Genomic DNA, 17,967 nt, shown 5'->3' on the forward strand with positions numbered 1-17,967 from the left:
GAATCGGTACATGGAGATTCGACCGCTGGCCGGCGTTCGGGTACTGGAACTGGGCAACTACATCGCGGCGCCGACCGCGGGGCGCATTCTCGGCGATTTCGGCGCCGAGGTGATCAAGGTCGAGCGCCCGAAAACCGGTGACGAGCTGCGCAATTGGCGGCTCTACGGCGGCGACACCTCGATGCTGTATCGCACGGTGAACCGCAACAAGAAGTCGATCACCCTCGATCTGCGCACCGAGGCGGGCCGGGCGATCGTGCTGGATCTGATCCGGCACTGCGATGTGCTGCTGGAGAATTTCCGGCCCGGGATGCTGGAGAAGTGGGGACTGGGACCGGAGGCGCTCGACGAGGCCAATCCCGACCTGGTGATCACCCGTATCTCCGCCTACGGGCAGACCGGACCGCTGTCGCAGCGGCCGGGCTTCGCCGCGGTCGCCGAGGCGGTCGGCGGGCTGCGCGAACTGGTCGGCGATCCGGATCGGCCGCCGGTGCGGGTGGGCGTCTCGATCGGGGATTCCATCGCGGGGATCTACGCCGCCTTCGGCACGGTCCTGGCGTTGTTCCAGCGCAAGGGGGCCGCGGAGCGAATTCCGTTGCCACAACGCATCATCGATGTCGCGCTCAACGAGTCGATTCTCTCCGTGATGGAGTCGCTGGTTCCCGACTACGAGGCCTACGGCATCAACCGGCAGCGCGTCGGCGGGAGGATGGAAGGGATCGCGCCGAGCAACGCCTACCCGTGCGCCGACGGCACCAGCATCATCATCGGCGGGAACGGCGACGCGATCTTCCGCCGTTATATGCAGGTGATCGAGCGTCCCGATCTCGCCGAGGATCCGGAATTGCAGGACAACGCCGGCCGCTGGCGCCACCGCGACCGCCTCGACGCCGCGATCGGCGAATGGAGTGGGCGCCACACCCGCGACGAGGCGCTGGCGATCCTCGAGCAGGCGGGCATTCCGTGCGGCCCCATCTACACCGCCGCCGATATCGTCGCCGACGAACAGTATCGGGCGCGCAACATGATTCAGCACTTCCCGGTCGATGTCGGCGCCGCCGAACCGAAACAGGTCGCCTTCACCGGCATCGTCCCGGTGATCGGCGAGCGTTCGCTACCCATCCGCACGGTAGGCCCCGACCTGGGTGAACACACCCGCGAGGTGCTGTCGGAACTGCTGGGAATGTCGGACGCCGACATCGACGGCCTGGAGGCGGGATGAGCGACTTCGTGACCACCGCGGGCGCGCTGCGGGATGTGACTCTGCGGGATGGTCTTCAGTTGACCGGCAAGGTGTTGCCGACCGAGCACAAGGTGGAGATCGCTCGCACCCTGCTCGCCCTGGGCGTGCCGGAACTCGAGATCGGCTCGATGGCGCGCCCGGATCTGGTGCCGCCCATGGCCAACTCGATGGATGTCGTGGCCGCGCTGACTCCCGAAGAGCTGCAACGCTGTTGGGTGTGGGTGGCGACGCCGCGGCAGGTCGCGCGTGCGGCCGAGGCGGGGGTGCGGAAGTTCCAGTACTGCCTGTCGGTGTCGGATGCCCACAACAAGGCCAATATCGGCCGCACGGCCGAAGACAGCGTGGCCGCGATGCCCGAGGCGATCCGGCTGACCGAGGAGGTCGGCGGGTCGATTCAGCTGTGTCTGGCAACGTCTTTCACCTGCCCGTTCGACGGACCGGTGGATCCGGAACGGGTGCTGGCGATCGCCGCCGATCCGCGCACCGACGGGGCCGCGGACATCGTGATCGCCGATACGCTGGGCCAGGCATATCCGGCGCAGGTGCACGCGCTGATCGCGGCGGTGCGATCGGGAACTCCGCTGCGCCGCATTCTCTTTCACGGTCACGACACCTGGGGTATGGGTGTCGCCAACTCGCTGGCGGCACTGGCCGCGGGTGCCGATGCGGTGGATGGTTCCCTGGGCGGTCTGGGTGGCTGCCCCTTCGCGCCGGGTGCGAGTGGCAACACCGCCAGCGAGGACATCCTGTTCGCGACGCGCCCCGGCTGGTTCACCCCGGCGGCCCTGGCGACCATGGTCGACCTCACCGAACGGCTGCTGACCGACCTGGGCGAACCCAATCGCTCCCGCACCGCCGAAGGCGCTCGCTCCGAGGCTCGCGCCTTCGAATGGGTTGTGGCCCGGCCGGAATAGGCACGTTCCGGCCCTATCGGCCACCCGGTTCGTCGAGCCCCATACGCGCGGTGATGCCGTCGAGCAGGCACCGTAGTGTCCACACCACGGGGTCGGCCGGGCCGGAGCCGGTGCGGCCGTGGAACCACCGCGTGAAGGCGGGATAGCGGCCCTCTTCCAGGAGCGGCTCCACCAGTGGTTTCGCGGCCCGGGCGAGCTGGTCGTCGGTGGCCAGCCCCACGCGGGTGCGCATGCGTTGCTCCTCCGCCGCTTGCAGGGCGGCGCCGAACAGATGGCCGTCCACCGCACCGGTCAGCAGTGACAGGTCGTCGGCCGACAGACCCAGCGGTTCGAGCATGGCGAAGCGAAAGTCGAAGTAGCGCAGCGCGTTCGGACCCAGCGGCGGGCGGGTGTGGACGAGTTCGCCGAACCACAGGTGCCGTCGGATCACATCCCAGGTGTTCAGCGCCAGATGTTCCAGCGCGTCGCGCCACTGCGCCGTACTCGCCGAGTCCGGGCCCGCCGACAGCGGTACTTCGCCGTAGACGGCGTCGATCATCAGATCGACCAGGCCGTCCTTGCTGCCCACGTAGCGATACAGCGACATCGGCGTGGACGCGCCGACGGCCTGGGCCACCCGGCGCATCGTCAGCGCCCGCGCGCCCTCGGCATCGGCGATCGCCATCCCCGCGCGCAGAATGCCGGCCCGGCTCAGGTTCGTCGTCGGCCGGCCGGGCGGTTCCGGCAGGGACCAGATGAACGGTCCGGGCACTTCCTCGGTCACCGTGCACACCTCCTTGCCGGAATTCAACCATCGGTGTACAACGTACACATGATGTACGACGTACACGCAGACCCGGTCCTGATCGTCGGCGGCGGATTGACCGGCCTGACGGCCGCACTGTTCCTGAAGCATCAGGGCGTGCCGGTGGTGCTGGTCGAACGCCGGACCACCACCTCGGCCCAGCCGAAGGCGCGCCGGATCAATATCCGCACGATGGAACTGTTCCGCCGGATCGGTATCGCCGAGGCGGTCGAGCAGGCGGCCCGTGGACTCTCGGCGCATCAGGCGATGGCGGCGGGCCCCACACTGGCCCGGGCGCAGCGGCTGCCGTTCACATTCCCGGGCGGTCTGCCGGACTGGGATGCGATCACGCCCGCCTCGGCCTGCCTGTGCGCGCAGGATCGGCTGGAACCCGTCCTGCGCGAGCTGGCGCAGGCACGCGGCTGCGATGTCCGCTTCGGGGTCGAATGCGTCGACATCGCCGAGGACGCCACGGGTCTCACCGCGACACTGTGTACGGGCCCGGAACGCGTCGACACCGTGCGAGCGTCGTATCTCGTCGCGGCGGACGGCGCGCACAGCCCGATCCGCGAGCGGCTGAATATCGGCCGCCACGGCCGCGGCACCCTGGGCCGCGCGGTGAACGTGTATTTCCGCGCGGATCTGGCGGAGTTGGTGCGCGGCCGCGAATTCAACCTGTGCCAGATCGAGAACGACCGCATCCCCGGCGCTTTCGCCTCGGTGGACGGTGCCCGGCGATGGATCTTCACCAGTTCGGCAGAGGTCGACCGTCCCGCCGGCCGCTGGCCCGAACTGCTGCGTGAGGCGATCGGAGTCCCTGACATCGATGTCGAAGTGCTGAGCGTCCTGCCCTGGGAGCCCGGAATGTTCATCGCCGACACGTTCCGGTCGGGCCGGGTTTTCCTGGCCGGCGACGCGGCGCACGTGATGCCGCCCTACGCGGCCGCGGGCGCCAATACCGGTATCCAGGACGGCCACAACCTGGCCTGGAAACTGGCGCTGGTGCTGCGTGGCGCGGCGCCGGCACAGTTGCTCGACAGCTACGACAGCGAGCGCCGACCCGTCGGCCGGTACATCGCGGATCAATCCAGTATCCGAACCGCGAATCTGCGCACCATGACTCGCGAATCCACCGACGGCACACCGCTCGCCGACCCGATCGCCCTGATTCTCGGCACCCGCTACCCCGCGGGCGCGTTCATCGACGACGACAGTCCGCACACCATGGACCACCTGGATCTGACCGGGCAGCCGGGCACCCGGCTGCCCCACCGCTACCTCGCCGACGGCCGCTCCACTCTCGATCTGGTCGGAACGACGTTCACACTGCTGATCGGACCGGATTCGCCGGACTGGCAACTCGGCGATCAGGCCGTCGACATCGTCCGCATGGACCGATCATGCTGCGCCACCGTCGGTGCGACACCGACGGGCGCGCTTCTGGTCCGCCCGGACCAGGTGATCGCGTGGCGGGTCCCGGCCGCGCCGGACGATCCCGCCGCCGCCGTGCGCCGTGCTCTGTCCCGAATCCTGAACGGCACCGGCGACGCCATCGATCCGGCAGCCGTGCGCGCCGCCGACTTGACCTCGAGTTGAGTTGAGCTTCTAGGTTGGCTGTAGCCCGAGCGCCCGACGACACAGGAGCCAGCCATGACACACCGTCCCACCCTCGACGACCCGGCGGCCCGCACCACCGCACAGCGGGTGGCCGCCGATTTCGCCGCGGAGCTGCAACGCGCGGGCGAGACCGGCGATGCCGATCTCTACGACCACTCCTTCGCCGCGGATGTGCTGTGGGGCAGCCCGTTCGGCGCCACCGTCGTCGGCTACGACCAGCTCAATCCGATCCACCACCGCCTGATGGCCGGACAGGTGGCACCGCCCTCGACCTTCGAGGTGGTCACCGCGACCACGCCGGCGCCGGGCGTGGTGGTGGCCCAGATCCGCAGGCGGGCAGCCGATCCCGCCGGCTTCTCCGAGACGGCCCTGTACGTGCTGGTGGAACGCGACGGGCGGTGGTGGCTCGCGGCCGCTCAGAACACCCCGTTCGAGCCGGAGAAGTCGGCACTGCGGCGCACCGCCTAGCCGCCGTCACCGCGACGCGTCGAATACGAACCGCGGGAAATCGCCGACCGGCTCGAAACCGATCTCCTGATAGATCTTGTTCGAGGTCGGGTTGGCGAGATCGGCGAACAGGCACACCTGGGAGCCGCTGTCGCGCAGTACTTTCGACACCTGGGCGGTGGCGGCCGCAGCGTACCCGCGGCGGCGGAATTCGGGCGGAGTGTAGACCGGCCCGATGCGGGTCCAGCCGTATGCGCGCCGCTGATGCGCGACCACGGATACCGGCGTACCCGCGTCCTCCCACAGCCACCACTGCCCCGCGACGATCCGATCGGGGACCGCACGCGGGTCGGGACCGATATCCTCCTCGCGCCGCATGCGCTCGGCCCAGCGAACACACTGATCGATGTCGGCGTCGCCGGCGCGGCGGGCGATACCGGGCACGGCGGGGAGCCGCAGTTCCCCGAGGCGATAGAGCCGCGTCGTCCATTGCAACCGAAAGGCATTGCCGGACAGTCGTTGCCAATGGCCGGCGAATTCCGATGCGGAGCGCGGATCTCCCTCGACCGCGACGACGGCGGGGTCCCGGTCGAACAGGGCCGCGGCCACCCCGGGCAGCGCCGGTGCGGGTATATCACCCAGATATGCGCCGTGCCCGGGAGTGTCGAGGGCGACGCCCACCACCGCATCGCCGTCGCAGACCATGGCGAATACCGGTTCGATCGTCATCGCCCCGGCCACACCGTTGCGGACCATGGTGGCAATCACGGTGTGGCGCAGGGGGTCTCGCGCCAGACAGTGCCCGGCGCGGGTGTGGAACTCGAACGGGTCCGTGGTCAGCTCGATCCGCATGCCGACCAACGGTAGGCCCGTCGGAGCACGTCTCCCACCGATTTTTCCCGACGGGGCGACTCTCAGGCCGATGGTTGCCCGTCGGCGCGAAGTTTCAGCAGGACCAGACCGGCGGTGCAGGCCAGAATCAGTCCGGCGACAGTGATTTCGACACGAAGGCCCGCGATGCCGAGCACCGCACCGACCAATCCGCCGAGGAAGATCAACCAGGCCGCGATGCGGGAGGTGATCGTCCAGGCGCTGCGTCCGGATCCGGCGGCAGCCGAATCACCCTGTGACACCGCGCGCGTGGGGGATGTCGAATAAGCTCCCATCACTACTCCTCGATGACGCCCACCGAGACTGTCGAAACGTCCGTTTCGCCCGGCAAATAACACGCGTCTCACATGTAACTTCGCTCACACGGTACGTGCCCGTCACCGAATCTCCACGCGACACGTGCCCCCGACACGCCGAACGTAATTACTTCGTTATGTGAAGCGTTGGCTTTTCACGTTACCGTCCGGTATTTTGCGGACCGACCGGCATGCCTGGCCCCGGGTTGCGACTCTCGGTTACTGTGAGGCCACTCGGAAACAGTTTGAGGGAGCACCACATCCATGGACGACAGGGCGAGCACGGGGGATCGCGTCGATGAAGAGACCCCGGGCCGTCTGAACATGAAGGTCGCGGGGCCCGCAATGGCCGCCGGTGCGGTATCGCTGGGTTTGGTGTTGATCGGCGCGTGCGGGATCGGCCATAAGGACGTCTACGTCGCACCGCCACCGCTCGCCGCGGATCTGCAGGTGGCCACCACGCCGATCACACGCAGCGGCACCACCACCGCCCCCGCGGTGATCATTCCGCCCTCCCCCACCTGGCGCGTCGCGGTGAATACGCCGGCCCGGCGCACCACCTCCGCGACGTCCACCAGCACCACGACCGAGGCCGACCCGAGCTATACGGCGTTCGCACCGCCCGCGCCGACCACCACGACGCAGACTCCCGCCCCGACCACGGAACCGTCCGCCGGCGAACCCTCCGCCGATTCCGAGTCCCCGACGACCACGCGGCCACATCACACGCCGCGCACGGTCGAGGAATCCGAACCTACGACCGATTCCTACCGCGCGCCGACCATCGAGGACGCCGGCAACTGATCGGCACACCGAAAAGGGTGGCGGCCGCGCGGATTAGCGACGACCACCACCCTCACCGGTGTCCCGGCGTGCGGATCAGAGTTCGACCAGGCCGTAGTCCCCGACCCGGCTGCTCAGCACGCCCAGATGTTCGCGCCGGCCACCGAAGGTCTGGTCCACGGCGGTGAGCCGGGCGACGTAGTGGCTGACCGGATATTCGGTGGTGATACCGATTCCACCGTGCATCTGCACCGCTTCCTGCCCGATGTGGCGGGCGCCGCGGCCGACCTGGAGGCGGGCCCGCGACAGCGCGATCGGATCGACCGTGCCCTCGGCCAGCGAGGCGGTCGCGTAGAAGCTCATGCTGCGAGCCAGTTCCATCGCGACGTACATATCGGCGGCGCGCTGGGTCAGGGTCTGGAACTTCGAGAGCGTGACCCCGAACTGCTTGCGCGTCTTGAGATATTCGGTGGTCAGCCGCAGCGCCTCACCCATCGCGCCGATCGATTCCGCGCACAGGCTCGCCTGGGCGGTCGCGATGGCGGTGGCGACGGCCTCGGTGACATCGCCGGCCTCGGCGGCGCCGAGCAGTTCGGCCGGAGCCGAGGCGAATTCGATCTGCGCACCCCGGCGTCCGTCGAACGTGCGGTAGGCGGTGCGGGACACGCCCTCGGCACCGGCGGCCACCAGGAACAGCCGCAGTACACCGTCGGGTCCGACAGCGGTGACGACCAGCTCGTCGGCGCAATCACCGTGCGGCACCCGGCTTTTCACACCGGAGAGCCGATAGCCGTCGCCATCGGCGGCGGCCGTGGTCGCGACCGTGATATCCGGCCAGCGCGAACCGGCCTCCTCGTGCGCGAAGGCCAGCAGCCGGGATCCACCGGCCACCTCCGGCAGAATCCGCTGCCGCTGGTCGGCGGTGCCGAGCGAGGCGATCAGACCGCCGGGCAACAGGACCGCGTCCAGCAAGGGTTCGGGAGCGAGACGGCGGCCGACCTCCTCCATGACGACCATCGTCTCCACGGGCCCGGCGCCGACGCCGCCGTCCTCCTCGCTGAAAGACAGTCCGAGAACACCCAATTCGGCCAGCTGCGACCAGACGTCGCGACTCCAGCCGAGTTCGGTGTCGAGTACCTTCAGCCGGCTCTCCGGGTCGTAGGCACGGGCCAGCAGATCACGCACCGTCTCACCCAGCATGACCTGTTCATCGGTCAGTTCGAAATCCATGGCAGCGCCTCACAATCCGAGGATGGTGGAGGCGATGATGGTGCGCTGCACCTCGTTCGAGCCTCCGTAGATGCTGGTCTTGCGGTAGTTCAGATAGGTGGGTCCGGTGCGCTGCGCCCAGTCCGGCGCGGCGATGTCGTCGGCGCCGACCGGCACCGCGTCCGGGCCCGCCACATCGAGCATCAGCTCGGTGGCCGCCTGCTGCAATTCGGTACCCCGCAACTTCAGCACCGACGACACCGGATTCGGTTTGCCCTCGGCGGAATTGGCCACCACCCGCAACAGCGTCAGTTCGAGCGCCAGCAGTTCGTTCTCCAACTCGGCGACGCGGGCGGCGAAAACCGGATCCTCCAGCAGCGTGCCGGAGCCCGTCGGAATCTGTGCCGCATGCTTTTTCGCGGTGGCGATGACGACCTTGGTGCGGCCCACGCCGGCAATACCCGTGCGCTCGTTGCCGAGCAGGAATTTCGCGTAGGTCCAGCCCGCGTTCTCCTCACCGACCAGTTGATCGGCGGGCACCCGCACGTTTTCGAAAAAGACCTCGTTGACCTCGTGCCGGCCGTCGATCAATTTGATCGGCCGCACGGTGACGCCCGGTGAATTCATATCGAAGAGCAGCATCGAAATACCGGCCTGCTTCTTCGGCGCATTCGGATCGGTGCGCACCAGGCAGAAGATCCAGTCGGCGTACTGGGCCAGCGTCGTCCAGATCTTCTGGCCGTTGACGATATAGGAATCACCGTCGCGCACCGCGGTGGTGCGCAGCGAGGCGAGATCGGATCCGGCGTCGGGCTCGGAGAAGCCCTGGCACCACCAGATGTCGAGGGCGGCGGTCGGCGGCAGGAATCGCTGCTTGAGTTCCTCCGAGCCGAATTGGGCGATGACCGGGCCGATCATGTTCGCGTTGAAGGTCAGCGGCTCGGGCACGCAGGCCAGCTGCATCTCGTCTTCCCAGATATGGCGCTGCATCGAGGTCCAGTCCTGGCCGCCCCACTCCACCGGCCACTTCGGCACCGCGATGCCCTTGGCGTGCAGGAGTTTGTGGGCGGTGACGATGTCCTCGCGGGAGAGCTCCCGGCCGTTTTCGACCTTGTCCCGGATCTCGGCCGGTATCTCGGTCCGAAAGAACGTGCGTAGTTCGTCCCGGAAGGCCACCTCGTCGGGTGACAGGGCAAGTTTCATGGGCATCTCCCACCGTATTTCGTAGGTCCGAATCGAATCTACGCCTCGAATCGAACCGCTCGTCGACCGGATCATAAACGACGAATCGCGCCCGATGCCGCGATCCCGAGTGGTCCGCTTCCGCGGCTCTCAGGAAGGAACCTTTAGGTTGCGGCGAAATGGCCGTACCCTGCGCAATTCGCCATGCACGGATTAAGTTAATCGAAATTCGCATGGGTTCCGACGGTTTCCCCGCCACGGTAAACGCTCTGGGCGAGCCACGCCGGATCGCGGACCGGTTTGCCGTTTCGGCAAGAATTCTTGCCGGATTTCCGGCGCGCCGGTGATTCTGGGCGCAGGTGCCGCCCGGGCGCCCCGAGCGACGAGGAGTCTCATGTCCGCCACATCACCCACCGAGCCCGCGGTGTTCTGGGAGCAGCGGTATCGCGGCAGCGACCGAGTCTGGAGCGGGAATCCGAATCCGTTGCTGGTCCGCGAGACCGCGGAGCTCCGGCCGGGCCGCGCCCTGGATCTGGGCTGCGGCGAAGGCGCCGACGCGGTCTGGCTGGCCGGGCAGGGCTGGCAGGTGACCGGCGTCGACATCTCGCAGACCGCGCTGGAACGCGCCGCGGCCCATGCCGAGCAGGCCGGCGTGAGCGAGCGCGTCTCGTGGGAACGCCACGAACTCGGGCGCACCTTCCCGGACGGCGGCTACGACCTGATCAACGCCCAGTTCCTGCAGTCACCGGTGGCCCTGGATCAGGACGGCGTCCTGCGCCGGGCCGCCGACGCGGTGGCACCCGGCGGCACGCTGCTGATCGTCATGCACGCCGGTTGGCCGACCTGGATGACGCCCGAGGAACATCCGTTCGACGCCATCTTCCCCACCCTCGACGGCGTGCTGCACGCCCTGCGCCTCGGTGCGGAATGGACCGTTCGCACCTGCGAGCCGGTCGAACGCACGCTGACCTCCCCCGACGGCCGCTCCGGCACCCGGGCCGACAACGTCTGGCGCCTCTTCCGCGCCGGTGACTAGCTGCGCGGCTTACGGCGGTCGTATTTGCGCGGACCCTCGCGGCGCGGGCCGCGGCTCAGGGAACGATGCGACGGCGGGCCCTGGTCCAGCTGCAACTGGATGAGGACGCCGCTGATCCTGGTGCGGCGCAACGCGTCCAGGGTCTCCGAGGACAGATCGGCGGGAAGCTCGACCAGGCTGTGGTCGGGGCGGATGCTGATATGGCCGAAGTCGCTGCGACGCAGACCGCCCTCGTTGGCGATGGCACCGACGATCGCGCCGGGGACCACACGGTGCCGTTTGCCGACCGCGATGCGGTAGGTGGCCATCTCCGCGTCGGTGGCGCGATGGCGCTGCGGACCGCCCTCGGGACGACGCTCCCGGTCCTCGCGCGGGGCGCGTTCGCGGCGCGCCGGGCGGATCGGCTCGGGCTCGGCCTCCATGAAGAAGTTGTCCCCGTCGTGGCCACCCACCGCCAGCGCGGCGGCGATATCGGCCAGCGGGATGTTGTGCTCGGCCTCGTAATCCTCGATCAGCTTGCGGAACAGCGCGAGATTCGACGACGACAGATTCTCCGTGATCGCGTCGTGGAATTTGACCACACGCTGGGCGTTCACATCGTCGACGCTGGGCAGCTGCATTTCGGTCAGCGGCTGGCGGGTGGCCCGCTCGATCGCGTCCAGCAGCCGGCGTTCGCGCGGCGCGACGAACAGCAGCGCCTCACCGGTGCGCCCGGCCCGGCCGGTGCGGCCGATGCGGTGCACATAGGACTCGGTGTCGTGCGGTATGTCGTAGTTGACCACATGCGAGATGCGGTCGACGTCGAGCCCGCGCGCGGCCACATCGGTGGCGACCAGGATGTCGAGGGTGCCGGACTTCAACTGGCCGATGGTGCGTTCACGCTGGTTCTGCGCGATGTCGCCGTTGATCGCGGCGGCCGAGTAACCGCGCGCGCGCAACTTCTCGGCCAGCTCCTCGGTGGCCTGCTTGGTGCGCACGAAGATGATCATCGCCTCGAACGGCTCGACCTCGAGAATGCGGGTCAGCGCGTCGAGTTTGCGCTGATGCGAGACGTGCACCCAGCGCTGGGTGATGTTGGTGTTGGTCGAGGTCTTGGACTTGACCGTGATCTCGACCGGATCCTTGAGGTACTGCTTGGAGATCTTGCGGATCACCGACGGCATGGTGGCCGAGAACAGCGCGACCTGCTTCTCCGCGGGAGTATCGCGCAGAATGCGTTCGACGTCCTCCTGGAAACCCATCTTCAGCATCTCGTCGGCCTCGTCGAGCACGAGATACCGCAGCTGGGTCAGATCGAGGGTGCCGCGTTCGAGGTGGTCGATGACCCGGCCCGGTGTACCGACGACGACCTGCGCGCCGCGCCGCAGTCCCTGCAGCTGAACCGCGTAGTTCTGACCGCCGTAGATCGGCAGCACATGGATACCCGGCAGATGTGCCGAATAGCGGCCGAACGCCTCGGCCACCTGGATCGCCAGCTCGCGGGTCGGCGCGAGCACCAGCGCCTGCGGCGGCTTCGGCCGCTTGTCCAGGCCCATCAGAATCGGGATCGCGAAGGCCGCCGTCTTACCGGTACCGGTCTGGGCCAGGCCGACGACGTCGGCGCCGGCGAGCAGCGGCGGAATGGTGGCCGCCTGGATCGGCGACGGAGACTCGTAGCCGACATCGGCGATCGCCGCGAGCAGCCGATCGTCGATGCCGAGGTCGGCGAACGACGGCTCGGTCACGTCGCCGCTGTCGCCGGGGTACCCGGTGGCGGCGTCCGCGGGCCCTTCGTGGTTGCGCTCGTCTGCGCCTTCGGGCCTGTCGCCCCCGCCGCCGGGCACGCTGTCGACCGATGAGTTGTTCATATTGACCAGCAGTTTAATGCCTTGCGGTGGCCGCCCGGACCATCGGGCCAATACGGTGAGACCTATGCAACCGCAGCAGCCGCCCTTGCGCGACGTTCCGGAATCCGCCGAACCCCTGCGGCCCACCGCATCTGCGCCCGCCGAGCCGAATTCTCACGACGGCGCCGGCGCACTCGTGAGTGACGAATCCGACACTGCGGACGCACCCGGAACCGCCCGCCCCGACGCCGGAACCTCCACCGCCGACCCGATCGGCAGCCCCGTCCCGATCGTGATCACCTACTCCACCACCGCGGAGGCCGGGCGGCCCGCTCCCGCGGTGGCCGGTGGACTCGAATCCCGGCCCGCCGCCCGACCCGCACCCGCCCCGGCTCCTGCGCAGGCGGTCGATATCGCGGTCGTGCAATTCGGGCCGTACACCGACAAGGCCGCCAACCTCGCCGCGCTACGCGACCATGTTCGCGCCGCCGCCGAGCACGGGGCGAAAGTCGTTGTCGCACCGGAATATTCGATGTTCGCGGTGAAACGGCTGGACGAACGGGTGGTGGCGGCGGCCGAGCCGATCACCGGCCCGTGGGTGAGCGAATTGCGCGGGCTCGCCGCCGAATTCGGGGTGCACGTGGTCGCCGGCGTCGTCGAGGCGCCGGGCGGGCAGATCACCGACCGCATCTACAACACCCTGATCGCGGCCGGTCCCGATGCCGAGTTCGCGGCGGTCTATCGCAAGGTGCATCTCTACGACGCGTTCGGATTCCGCGAATCGGAGGTGGTCGCACCCGGCCCGATCGAGGATCCCGCCACCTTCACCGTCGACGGCGTCACCTTCGGCCTGCAGACCTGCTTCGACCTGCGCTTCCCGGAGGGCTGCCGCCGGGTGGCCACCGCGGGCGCGCAGGTGTTGCTCCTTCCCGCGCAATGGATTCCGGGACCGGGCAAGCTGGATCAGTGGACCACGCTGCTGCGCGCCCGTGCCATCGAGAACACGGTCTACGTGGCCGCGGCGGACCACTGCGCCCCGCGCGGCGCGGGTGCGTCGATGATCGTGGACCCCTCCGGCAATCTGCTCGCCGAACTCGGTGATGCCCCCGGTATCGCCACCAGCCGCGTCGACCTCGATCACCTGCGGCAGATCCGCACCACCAACCCGAGCCTGAGCCTGCGCCGATTCACGGTCGAGCCATAGACTGGTGGCACCATGATCTATCCGGATCGTCGGTCGGCCGGTCGCACGCTGGGTGAATCGCTGTCGCACCTGCGGGCGTGGCATCCCCTGGTGCTGGGACTGCCGCGCGGCGGGGTGCCGGTCGCGGCCGCGGTGCGCGAGGTCATCGGCGGGGATCTGGATGTGCTGCTCGTCCGGAAACTCGGGGTGCCGTGGCAACCCGAACTGGCGATGGGGGCCATCGGCGAGGACGGGGTCCGGGTCCTCAACGAGGACGTGCTGCGTCAGACCGGCGTGCGAGCCGAACAGATCGCCGCCGTGGAAGAGGCCGAGCGCGCGGAACTGTCGCGCCGGCAGCGCATGGTGCGCGCGCAGGTGCCGCGGGTGCCGATCGGCGATCGCACGGTGGTGATCGTCGACGACGGAATGGCCACGGGCGCGACGGTCGCCGCGGCGTGCCGCGTGGCGCGGTCGCACGGGCCCCGATGGATCACGGTGGCGGTCCCGGTCTCCTCGATCGAGGCGATGGAGCGGCTGCGCGGCCTGGCCCGGGAGACGGTGTGCCCGCTGATTCCGCGCTCCCTCGGCGGAGTCGGCGGGGCGTATCGCGATTTCCATCAACTCGACGACGAGGAGATGCTGGACCTGCTGCCGACCGCGCATCAGCCCGGCGGCTGACGACCCTCGACGGCACGAATCACTCGCTCTCCGAGTCGATCTCGCGCACCCCTTTCCGATGCCGCTGCGCGAGGTCGGCGTAGTAGCCGGGATTGATCTTGACCCAGCCTTCGGCCTGGGTGCCGGCGATGGGACGTTTGACCTCGGCCGGGGCTCCCGCGGCCAGGACCCCCGCGGGGATCTCGGTACCGGGCTGGACCAGCGAGTGCGCGGCGATCATCGAACCGGCGCCGATCGTGGCCATATCGAGTACCGTGCTGCCGTTGCCCACGATCGCCTCCGCGCCGACACTCGCGCCGTGCAAGACCACGCTGTGCGCGATCGTGGCGCCGGGCCCCACCTCGACGGGCACGTCGGGCGGGGTGTGAATCACGGCGTTGTCCTGCACATTCGCCCGTTCGCGGACGATGATCGGCGCGAGGTCGGCGCGCAGCACGGCCCCGTACCAGACCGACGCGTTCGCCTCCACGCGCACATCGCCGATCAGGGTGGCGGTCGGCGCGATGAACGCGGTCGGATCCACCTGGGGCCGTTTACCTTCGAATTCGTAGCAGGGCATGCGTTCTCACCATTCGTTGTCGTCGGCGACCACTCGTTCCGCGGCCGCGACCATCGGGCGCAGTTGCGCGGCAAAGGTTTCCGCGGTGACACCGACGATATCCACGTCCGCACGGGTGCGGACCGCGTAGCGGCCGTCGCCCGCGACGTCGATCCAGCACAGCACGCCCAGCGGGCGCACGCTGTCGTCGGCGCGGCGCGCGGAGACCACGATCTGACCGATGCCGTCGCGGGGCTGTTTGAGCAACCGCCGCATCCGGGCGGTCGTGGAGGGACCGGCGACCGGCACCGTCACCAGATCGCGACTGTCCTCACGCACCCGGTCCAGTGGCGCCGTGCGGCGCGGTTCGCTTCCGGCCGGATACTCCGGCAGCAGCGAGACCACCCGCGCCGCGAGGGAGGCGGAATTTCCGACGAACAGCCGCACGTCGCCACCGCGATCGGCCGCGTCGCCGTGACGCTGGGCCGCGACCACCGTGATGTGGCCGGCGGCCGCGCCGAGCACCCGTACGGGGCGGGCCTCCTCCGCGCCGCATTCGCCGAAGACCTCGACGCATACGGTGGGCCGGGCGAGCAGCCGCAGCGCCGCCTCCAGATCGGGATCCACGGTGCGGTCGCACCACTCGGTCAGCTCCGGCAACTGCGCGGCCCGTTCGGCGCTGTCGCGGGCGGACGATCGCACCGCGAGCGGATACGGGATCCGGTCACCGTCGATCCGTTGCCAGGCCATCGCGAATTGATCGGGTGTCAGCGTCCATTTCACCGCCGCCGGCCCGCCTCGTCCCCCGCCGTCACCGCGCGGTCAGTCATCCTCGGACCATTCGCCCAGCACGGGCGGGGTGGTCGGGTCGAGGATTCCGACCAGTTCGCCACCCGGCTCGGCCGGTTCGAGGAAGGTCGGCTCGTCGTCGAATTCGGAGTAGTAGTCCTCGTCCTCGTCCTCGTCGTCGCGGCGGATCGGCTTCGCCGCCACCGGAGTCGCCGGGCCCGGCCGCACCGCATCGCCCGCGGCGAACGCGCCTCCGGCCAGGCCGCCCACGATGCCCGCACCCATTCCGGACATCGAGTCGGCGCCGGGGTTGCGGTCCTGGTCGTCGTCGCGCTTGGTCGAATCGGAGTTCTGCGCGGCCGTCGCCGGGGTGGTGGCCGACCCGGCGGGACCGACGGCGGCGGCCGCGGGGACCACGCCGCCGGCGGGTGCCGATGCCGCAGGGGCGGGTTGCGCGGTGCTCGGTGGTCTCGGCTGTGTCACAACTGAATTCGAGACCAGCGGCGCCTCGGGAACCGCGGCGGCCGCGAGCGTGCCGTGCACGGGAGTGGGAACCGGGGTGGACGGCTCCGCGAGCGTCGGTACGGCCGCGGCGGGTGCGACGGCCGCGGGACGATCGGTTGCCTGCTGATCACCGCCGGGCCGATCACCACCAGGCCGATCACCGCCGGAACGATCACCACCGGCCGGGTCGTCGGCGGGTGCGGCGGGCCGATCCGCCGCCGCTTCCGGGGCCTGCGGTCCGTCCACCGTCGGCGCCACCCGGGCGCCCGTCGCCCGCCCGATCAGATCCGCACTGCCCCCGCCCGGCGCGGTCGCCTCGTCACCCGGTTGTACGACAGCGGGATTCGGATACATACCGCCGTCGGGAAACGCCGGCACACTGTCGCCGGTGCGCAGGAAGACACCGGCGTAGACCGAATCCATCACCCGCACGGCGTCCTGACGCACGTTCTCGGCGCTCTTCTGCACGGCGACGTTGGCGGTGGCCTGTTTCGGATCCAGCAGCGCCGCTTCCAGATCCGGATGGGCGGTCACCTGCTGCGAGACCGAGGCGCGCAATGTCTCGGCTGCGTCGTTGGCCTGCGCGAGTCGTTGTCCGACAACCGCCATCACGTCGGAGAGCTGCTGGCCCAGTCGTTCGAAGGCGGTCACCGCGTCGGCGGCCAGCTGCGCGGCGCCACCGCGCCAGCCGTCGGCGATGGCGCCACGAATTTCGGTGTGCGCGGACTGGACCGCGTCGGCCATGGCGGCCGCCGAACTCTGCCAGGCCTGGCGGCCCGCGGTGATGATCTCGGGATTCAATTCCTGCACCCCACGCTGGATATCGCGATGGGTGAGGTGGTCGAACATCTCGACCGTCGGGGCGTAATCCGGATCGGTATGTCCCTGCGCCGGCGGTGTCCCGTTGCCGCTGACCCTATGCATGTCCCACCCCCACCGGCTGCGACGGCGCGACGACCACCGGCGGTGGTGCGGCCTTGCCGATCGCCGCGGCGGCATCGGCATCGTGCTGGGCGTAGGCGGCCGCGGCCGCGCGCAGGGTCTGTGCCAATTGCCGTGCGGCATCGGCGTATTCGCGTAACCGATCGACCGCGTCGGCGGCTTTGCCCTCGAAGCCGCGGCGCAGCGAGTGTCCCGACTCGAAACCGCCGAAGCCCGGCAGGGACGTGGCCGCGGCGAGCGTCCGGATCTGCTGCTCGACCTGATCTGCCAGCGACTCGTAGCGGCGCGCGCAGCGCTCGTGGGTGCCGTCGCCGACGAGTACGCCGTCGATCCACAGCTCTCCGTCGTCGACCGCCTGGACCAGCGCACCGACATCGTTGCGCAGATCCCCGGCCTCTTGTGACTGCATCGCGGTCCCCCTTTCTCAACCCACTTCCGCGGCGCCGTGACGACGGTCCGCGACCTCGCGGATCCACTCCGCGATATCGGCGGTGACTGCCGCATGCACCGGCTCGTGCAGCAAATCGTGCCCGGCATCGGTGTACTCGTGCAACCCGACCGACGGGTGCCGGGCCGACCACGCCCGCGCGGCGTCGATCGGTGCGCGACGGTCGTCGACGCCGTGCAGCGCCAGAATCGGCAGTCCGGGCGGGAGGGCGGCGGGCGATTCGACGGCCCGCTTCGGGGTCCCGGTCAGCACCATGCCCGCGCACCCGGACATCTCCGGCAGCGACATCGATGCGAGACAGGTCGCCGCACCGAGCGAGTGGCCCGCCAGGAACAGCGGCGGATCGGGCCGCTCGGCGCGCAACACCCGGACCAGCGCGGCGGCGTCACCCGCGAGTTCGGGCAGCGTTCCCGGCGCCTCCGGATCGCCTTCGCTGAGCCCCTGACCAGCGGTGTCCAGGCACCAGACCTCGACACCGCGTGCGCCCAGGCCGCGCCCGAGCCGATGGTAATGCCCGCTGTGCTGGCCGGTTCCGGGCAGGAACGCCACCAGCGCCACCGGCCGCTGCACCGGCCACCGCCGATAGTGCAGTCGACCGCGGGCACCCTGGAAGTACGGCATCGGCCCATTGTCACGGGCGGGCCGGCCGAGAGCCGT

Annotated in this window: 19 protein-coding genes; 8 read left to right on the forward strand and 11 right to left on the reverse strand. The window is 69.4% G+C overall.

All coding sequences use genetic code 11. The annotated features are described in order from the left end of the window. The first annotated feature begins 10 nt into the window (after positions 1-10). Positions 11-1,222, forward strand: coding sequence for a CaiB/BaiF CoA transferase family protein (locus ON23_RS21655; RefSeq protein ID WP_039780396.1), 1,212 nt, complete (start codon positions 11-13; stop codon positions 1,220-1,222). Continuing rightward, positions 1,219-2,157 carry a hydroxymethylglutaryl-CoA lyase-like TIM-barrel protein gene (locus ON23_RS21660; RefSeq protein ID WP_039780397.1) on the forward strand — a complete coding sequence of 313 codons (939 nt, stop codon included), beginning with the start codon at positions 1,219-1,221 and terminating at the stop codon, positions 2,155-2,157. The genes ON23_RS21655 and ON23_RS21660 overlap by 4 nt, the downstream gene beginning before the upstream one ends. 13 nt (positions 2,158-2,170) lie before the next feature. Here the strand turns inward: ON23_RS21660 and ON23_RS21665 are convergent, their stop codons facing one another. After that, complete coding sequence (locus ON23_RS21665) at positions 2,171-2,920, reverse strand: TetR/AcrR family transcriptional regulator (RefSeq protein ID WP_245556055.1); 750 nt, start codon at positions 2,918-2,920, stop codon at positions 2,171-2,173. Between the two features lie 48 nt (positions 2,921-2,968). Between ON23_RS21665 and ON23_RS21670 the strand changes: the two genes are divergently transcribed. Both ON23_RS21670 and ON23_RS21675 read left to right on the forward strand, forming a co-directional pair. Continuing rightward, complete coding sequence (locus tag ON23_RS21670) at positions 2,969-4,537, forward strand: FAD-dependent monooxygenase (protein WP_244969924.1); 1,569 nt, start codon at positions 2,969-2,971, stop codon at positions 4,535-4,537. A 54-nt stretch (positions 4,538-4,591) separates the two neighbouring features. Continuing rightward, a complete protein-coding gene (locus ON23_RS21675) occupies positions 4,592-5,026 on the forward strand; it encodes a Cif family virulence factor (RefSeq protein WP_039780398.1) in 435 nt (144 codons plus the stop codon). Between the two features lie 6 nt (positions 5,027-5,032). Here the strand turns inward: ON23_RS21675 and ON23_RS36060 are convergent, their stop codons facing one another. Then, positions 5,033-5,857 carry a GNAT family N-acetyltransferase gene (locus tag ON23_RS36060; RefSeq protein WP_143860314.1) on the reverse strand — a complete coding sequence of 275 codons (825 nt, stop codon included), beginning with the start codon at positions 5,855-5,857 and terminating at the stop codon, positions 5,033-5,035. A gap of 62 nt (positions 5,858-5,919) precedes the next feature. Continuing rightward, positions 5,920-6,171, reverse strand: a complete 252-nt coding sequence (locus ON23_RS21685) for a hypothetical protein (protein ID WP_157170261.1) — start codon at positions 6,169-6,171, stop codon at positions 5,920-5,922. Between the two features lie 285 nt (positions 6,172-6,456). Here ON23_RS21685 and ON23_RS38025 point away from each other — a divergent pair, with 285 nt between their 5' ends. After that, positions 6,457-6,996: a hypothetical protein gene (locus tag ON23_RS38025; protein WP_157170262.1), complete on the forward strand. Its 540-nt coding sequence runs from the start codon at positions 6,457-6,459 to the stop codon at positions 6,994-6,996. Between the two features lie 75 nt (positions 6,997-7,071). Here the strand turns inward: ON23_RS38025 and ON23_RS21695 are convergent, their stop codons facing one another. Further along, positions 7,072-8,205 carry an acyl-CoA dehydrogenase family protein gene (locus ON23_RS21695; RefSeq protein WP_039780401.1) on the reverse strand — a complete coding sequence of 378 codons (1,134 nt, stop codon included), beginning with the start codon at positions 8,203-8,205 and terminating at the stop codon, positions 7,072-7,074. A 9-nt stretch (positions 8,206-8,214) separates the two neighbouring features. Further along, positions 8,215-9,387, reverse strand: coding sequence for an acyl-CoA dehydrogenase family protein (locus ON23_RS21700; RefSeq protein ID WP_039780402.1), 1,173 nt, complete (start codon positions 9,385-9,387; stop codon positions 8,215-8,217). Positions 9,388-9,760: 373 nt separating this feature from the next. Between ON23_RS21700 and ON23_RS21705 the strand changes: the two genes are divergently transcribed. Then, entirely contained in the window at positions 9,761-10,402 is a 642-nt protein-coding gene (locus ON23_RS21705; protein WP_039780403.1) for a class I SAM-dependent methyltransferase, read from the forward strand. On the opposite strand, the gene ON23_RS21710 is transcribed toward ON23_RS21705, so the two are convergent. After that, positions 10,399-12,249, reverse strand: coding sequence for a DEAD/DEAH box helicase (locus tag ON23_RS21710; RefSeq protein ID WP_083904146.1), 1,851 nt, complete (start codon positions 12,247-12,249; stop codon positions 10,399-10,401). The two genes, ON23_RS21705 and ON23_RS21710, sit on opposite strands and share 4 nt — an antisense overlap. Before the next feature lie 391 nt (positions 12,250-12,640). On the opposite strand from ON23_RS21710, the gene ON23_RS21715 reads away from it, so the two are divergent. Both ON23_RS21715 and ON23_RS21720 read left to right on the forward strand, forming a co-directional pair. Then, the gene (locus ON23_RS21715) at positions 12,641-13,432 is read left to right on the forward strand and encodes a carbon-nitrogen hydrolase family protein (RefSeq protein WP_039780432.1); all 792 of its coding nucleotides are present in this window, start codon (positions 12,641-12,643) and stop codon (positions 13,430-13,432) included. Positions 13,433-13,444: 12 nt separating this feature from the next. Then, on the forward strand, positions 13,445-14,089 hold the full coding sequence (locus ON23_RS21720; RefSeq protein WP_039780404.1) for a phosphoribosyltransferase: 645 nt from the start codon (positions 13,445-13,447) through the stop codon (positions 14,087-14,089). A 19-nt stretch (positions 14,090-14,108) separates the two neighbouring features. On the opposite strand, the gene ON23_RS21725 is transcribed toward ON23_RS21720, so the two are convergent. Genes ON23_RS21725 through ON23_RS21745 form a run of 5 tightly spaced genes read right to left on the reverse strand, consistent with a single transcriptional unit; the run spans position 14,109 to position 17,931 of the window. Then, positions 14,109-14,648 carry a gamma carbonic anhydrase family protein gene (locus tag ON23_RS21725; protein ID WP_039780405.1) on the reverse strand — a complete coding sequence of 180 codons (540 nt, stop codon included), beginning with the start codon at positions 14,646-14,648 and terminating at the stop codon, positions 14,109-14,111. A 6-nt stretch (positions 14,649-14,654) separates the two neighbouring features. After that, complete coding sequence (locus tag ON23_RS21730; protein WP_039780406.1) at positions 14,655-15,410, reverse strand: ESX secretion-associated protein EspG; 756 nt, start codon at positions 15,408-15,410, stop codon at positions 14,655-14,657. A gap of 39 nt (positions 15,411-15,449) precedes the next feature. After that, the gene (locus ON23_RS21735; protein ID WP_039780407.1) at positions 15,450-16,844 is read right to left on the reverse strand and encodes a WXG100 family type VII secretion target; all 1,395 of its coding nucleotides are present in this window, start codon (positions 16,842-16,844) and stop codon (positions 15,450-15,452) included. Further along, positions 16,837-17,271, reverse strand: coding sequence for a hypothetical protein (locus ON23_RS21740; RefSeq protein ID WP_051043050.1), 435 nt, complete (start codon positions 17,269-17,271; stop codon positions 16,837-16,839). The genes ON23_RS21735 and ON23_RS21740 overlap by 8 nt, the downstream gene beginning before the upstream one ends. Before the next feature lie 15 nt (positions 17,272-17,286). Continuing rightward, a complete protein-coding gene (locus tag ON23_RS21745) occupies positions 17,287-17,931 on the reverse strand; it encodes an alpha/beta hydrolase (protein ID WP_039780408.1) in 645 nt (214 codons plus the stop codon). Positions 17,932-17,967: the final 36 nt, after the last annotated feature.

Origin of the sequence: Nocardia cerradoensis NBRC 101014 (genome assembly GCF_000308535.1) — a bacterium.
Lineage (GTDB): Bacteria > Actinomycetota > Actinomycetes > Mycobacteriales > Mycobacteriaceae > Nocardia > Nocardia cerradoensis.

Bases quoted from the DNA above. Each gene is read 5' to 3' on its own strand.
- ON23_RS21655 (WP_039780396.1), top strand. From the start codon at position 11: ATGGAGATTCGACCGCTGGCCGGCGTTCGGGTACTGGAACTGGGCAAC.
- ON23_RS21660 (WP_039780397.1), top strand. From the start codon at position 1,219: ATGAGCGACTTCGTGACCACCGCGGGCGCGCTGCGGGATGTGACTCTG.
- ON23_RS21670 (WP_244969924.1), top strand. From the start codon at position 2,969: ATGATGTACGACGTACACGCAGACCCGGTCCTGATCGTCGGCGGCGGA.
- ON23_RS21675 (WP_039780398.1), top strand. From the start codon at position 4,592: ATGACACACCGTCCCACCCTCGACGACCCGGCGGCCCGCACCACCGCA.
- ON23_RS36060 (WP_143860314.1), bottom strand. From the start codon at position 5,857: ATGCGGATCGAGCTGACCACGGACCCGTTCGAGTTCCACACCCGCGCC.
- ON23_RS21685 (WP_157170261.1), bottom strand. From the start codon at position 6,171: ATGGGAGCTTATTCGACATCCCCCACGCGCGCGGTGTCACAGGGTGAT.
- ON23_RS38025 (WP_157170262.1), top strand. From the start codon at position 6,457: ATGGACGACAGGGCGAGCACGGGGGATCGCGTCGATGAAGAGACCCCG.
- ON23_RS21695 (WP_039780401.1), bottom strand. From the start codon at position 8,205: ATGGATTTCGAACTGACCGATGAACAGGTCATGCTGGGTGAGACGGTG.
- ON23_RS21700 (WP_039780402.1), bottom strand. From the start codon at position 9,387: ATGAAACTTGCCCTGTCACCCGACGAGGTGGCCTTCCGGGACGAACTA.
- ON23_RS21705 (WP_039780403.1), top strand. From the start codon at position 9,761: ATGTCCGCCACATCACCCACCGAGCCCGCGGTGTTCTGGGAGCAGCGG.
- ON23_RS21710 (WP_083904146.1), bottom strand. From the start codon at position 12,249: ATGAACAACTCATCGGTCGACAGCGTGCCCGGCGGCGGGGGCGACAGG.
- ON23_RS21720 (WP_039780404.1), top strand. From the start codon at position 13,445: ATGATCTATCCGGATCGTCGGTCGGCCGGTCGCACGCTGGGTGAATCG.
- ON23_RS21725 (WP_039780405.1), bottom strand. From the start codon at position 14,648: ATGCCCTGCTACGAATTCGAAGGTAAACGGCCCCAGGTGGATCCGACC.
- ON23_RS21735 (WP_039780407.1), bottom strand. From the start codon at position 16,844: ATGCATAGGGTCAGCGGCAACGGGACACCGCCGGCGCAGGGACATACC.
- ON23_RS21740 (WP_051043050.1), bottom strand. From the start codon at position 17,271: ATGCAGTCACAAGAGGCCGGGGATCTGCGCAACGATGTCGGTGCGCTG.
- ON23_RS21745 (WP_039780408.1), bottom strand. From the start codon at position 17,931: ATGCCGTACTTCCAGGGTGCCCGCGGTCGACTGCACTATCGGCGGTGG.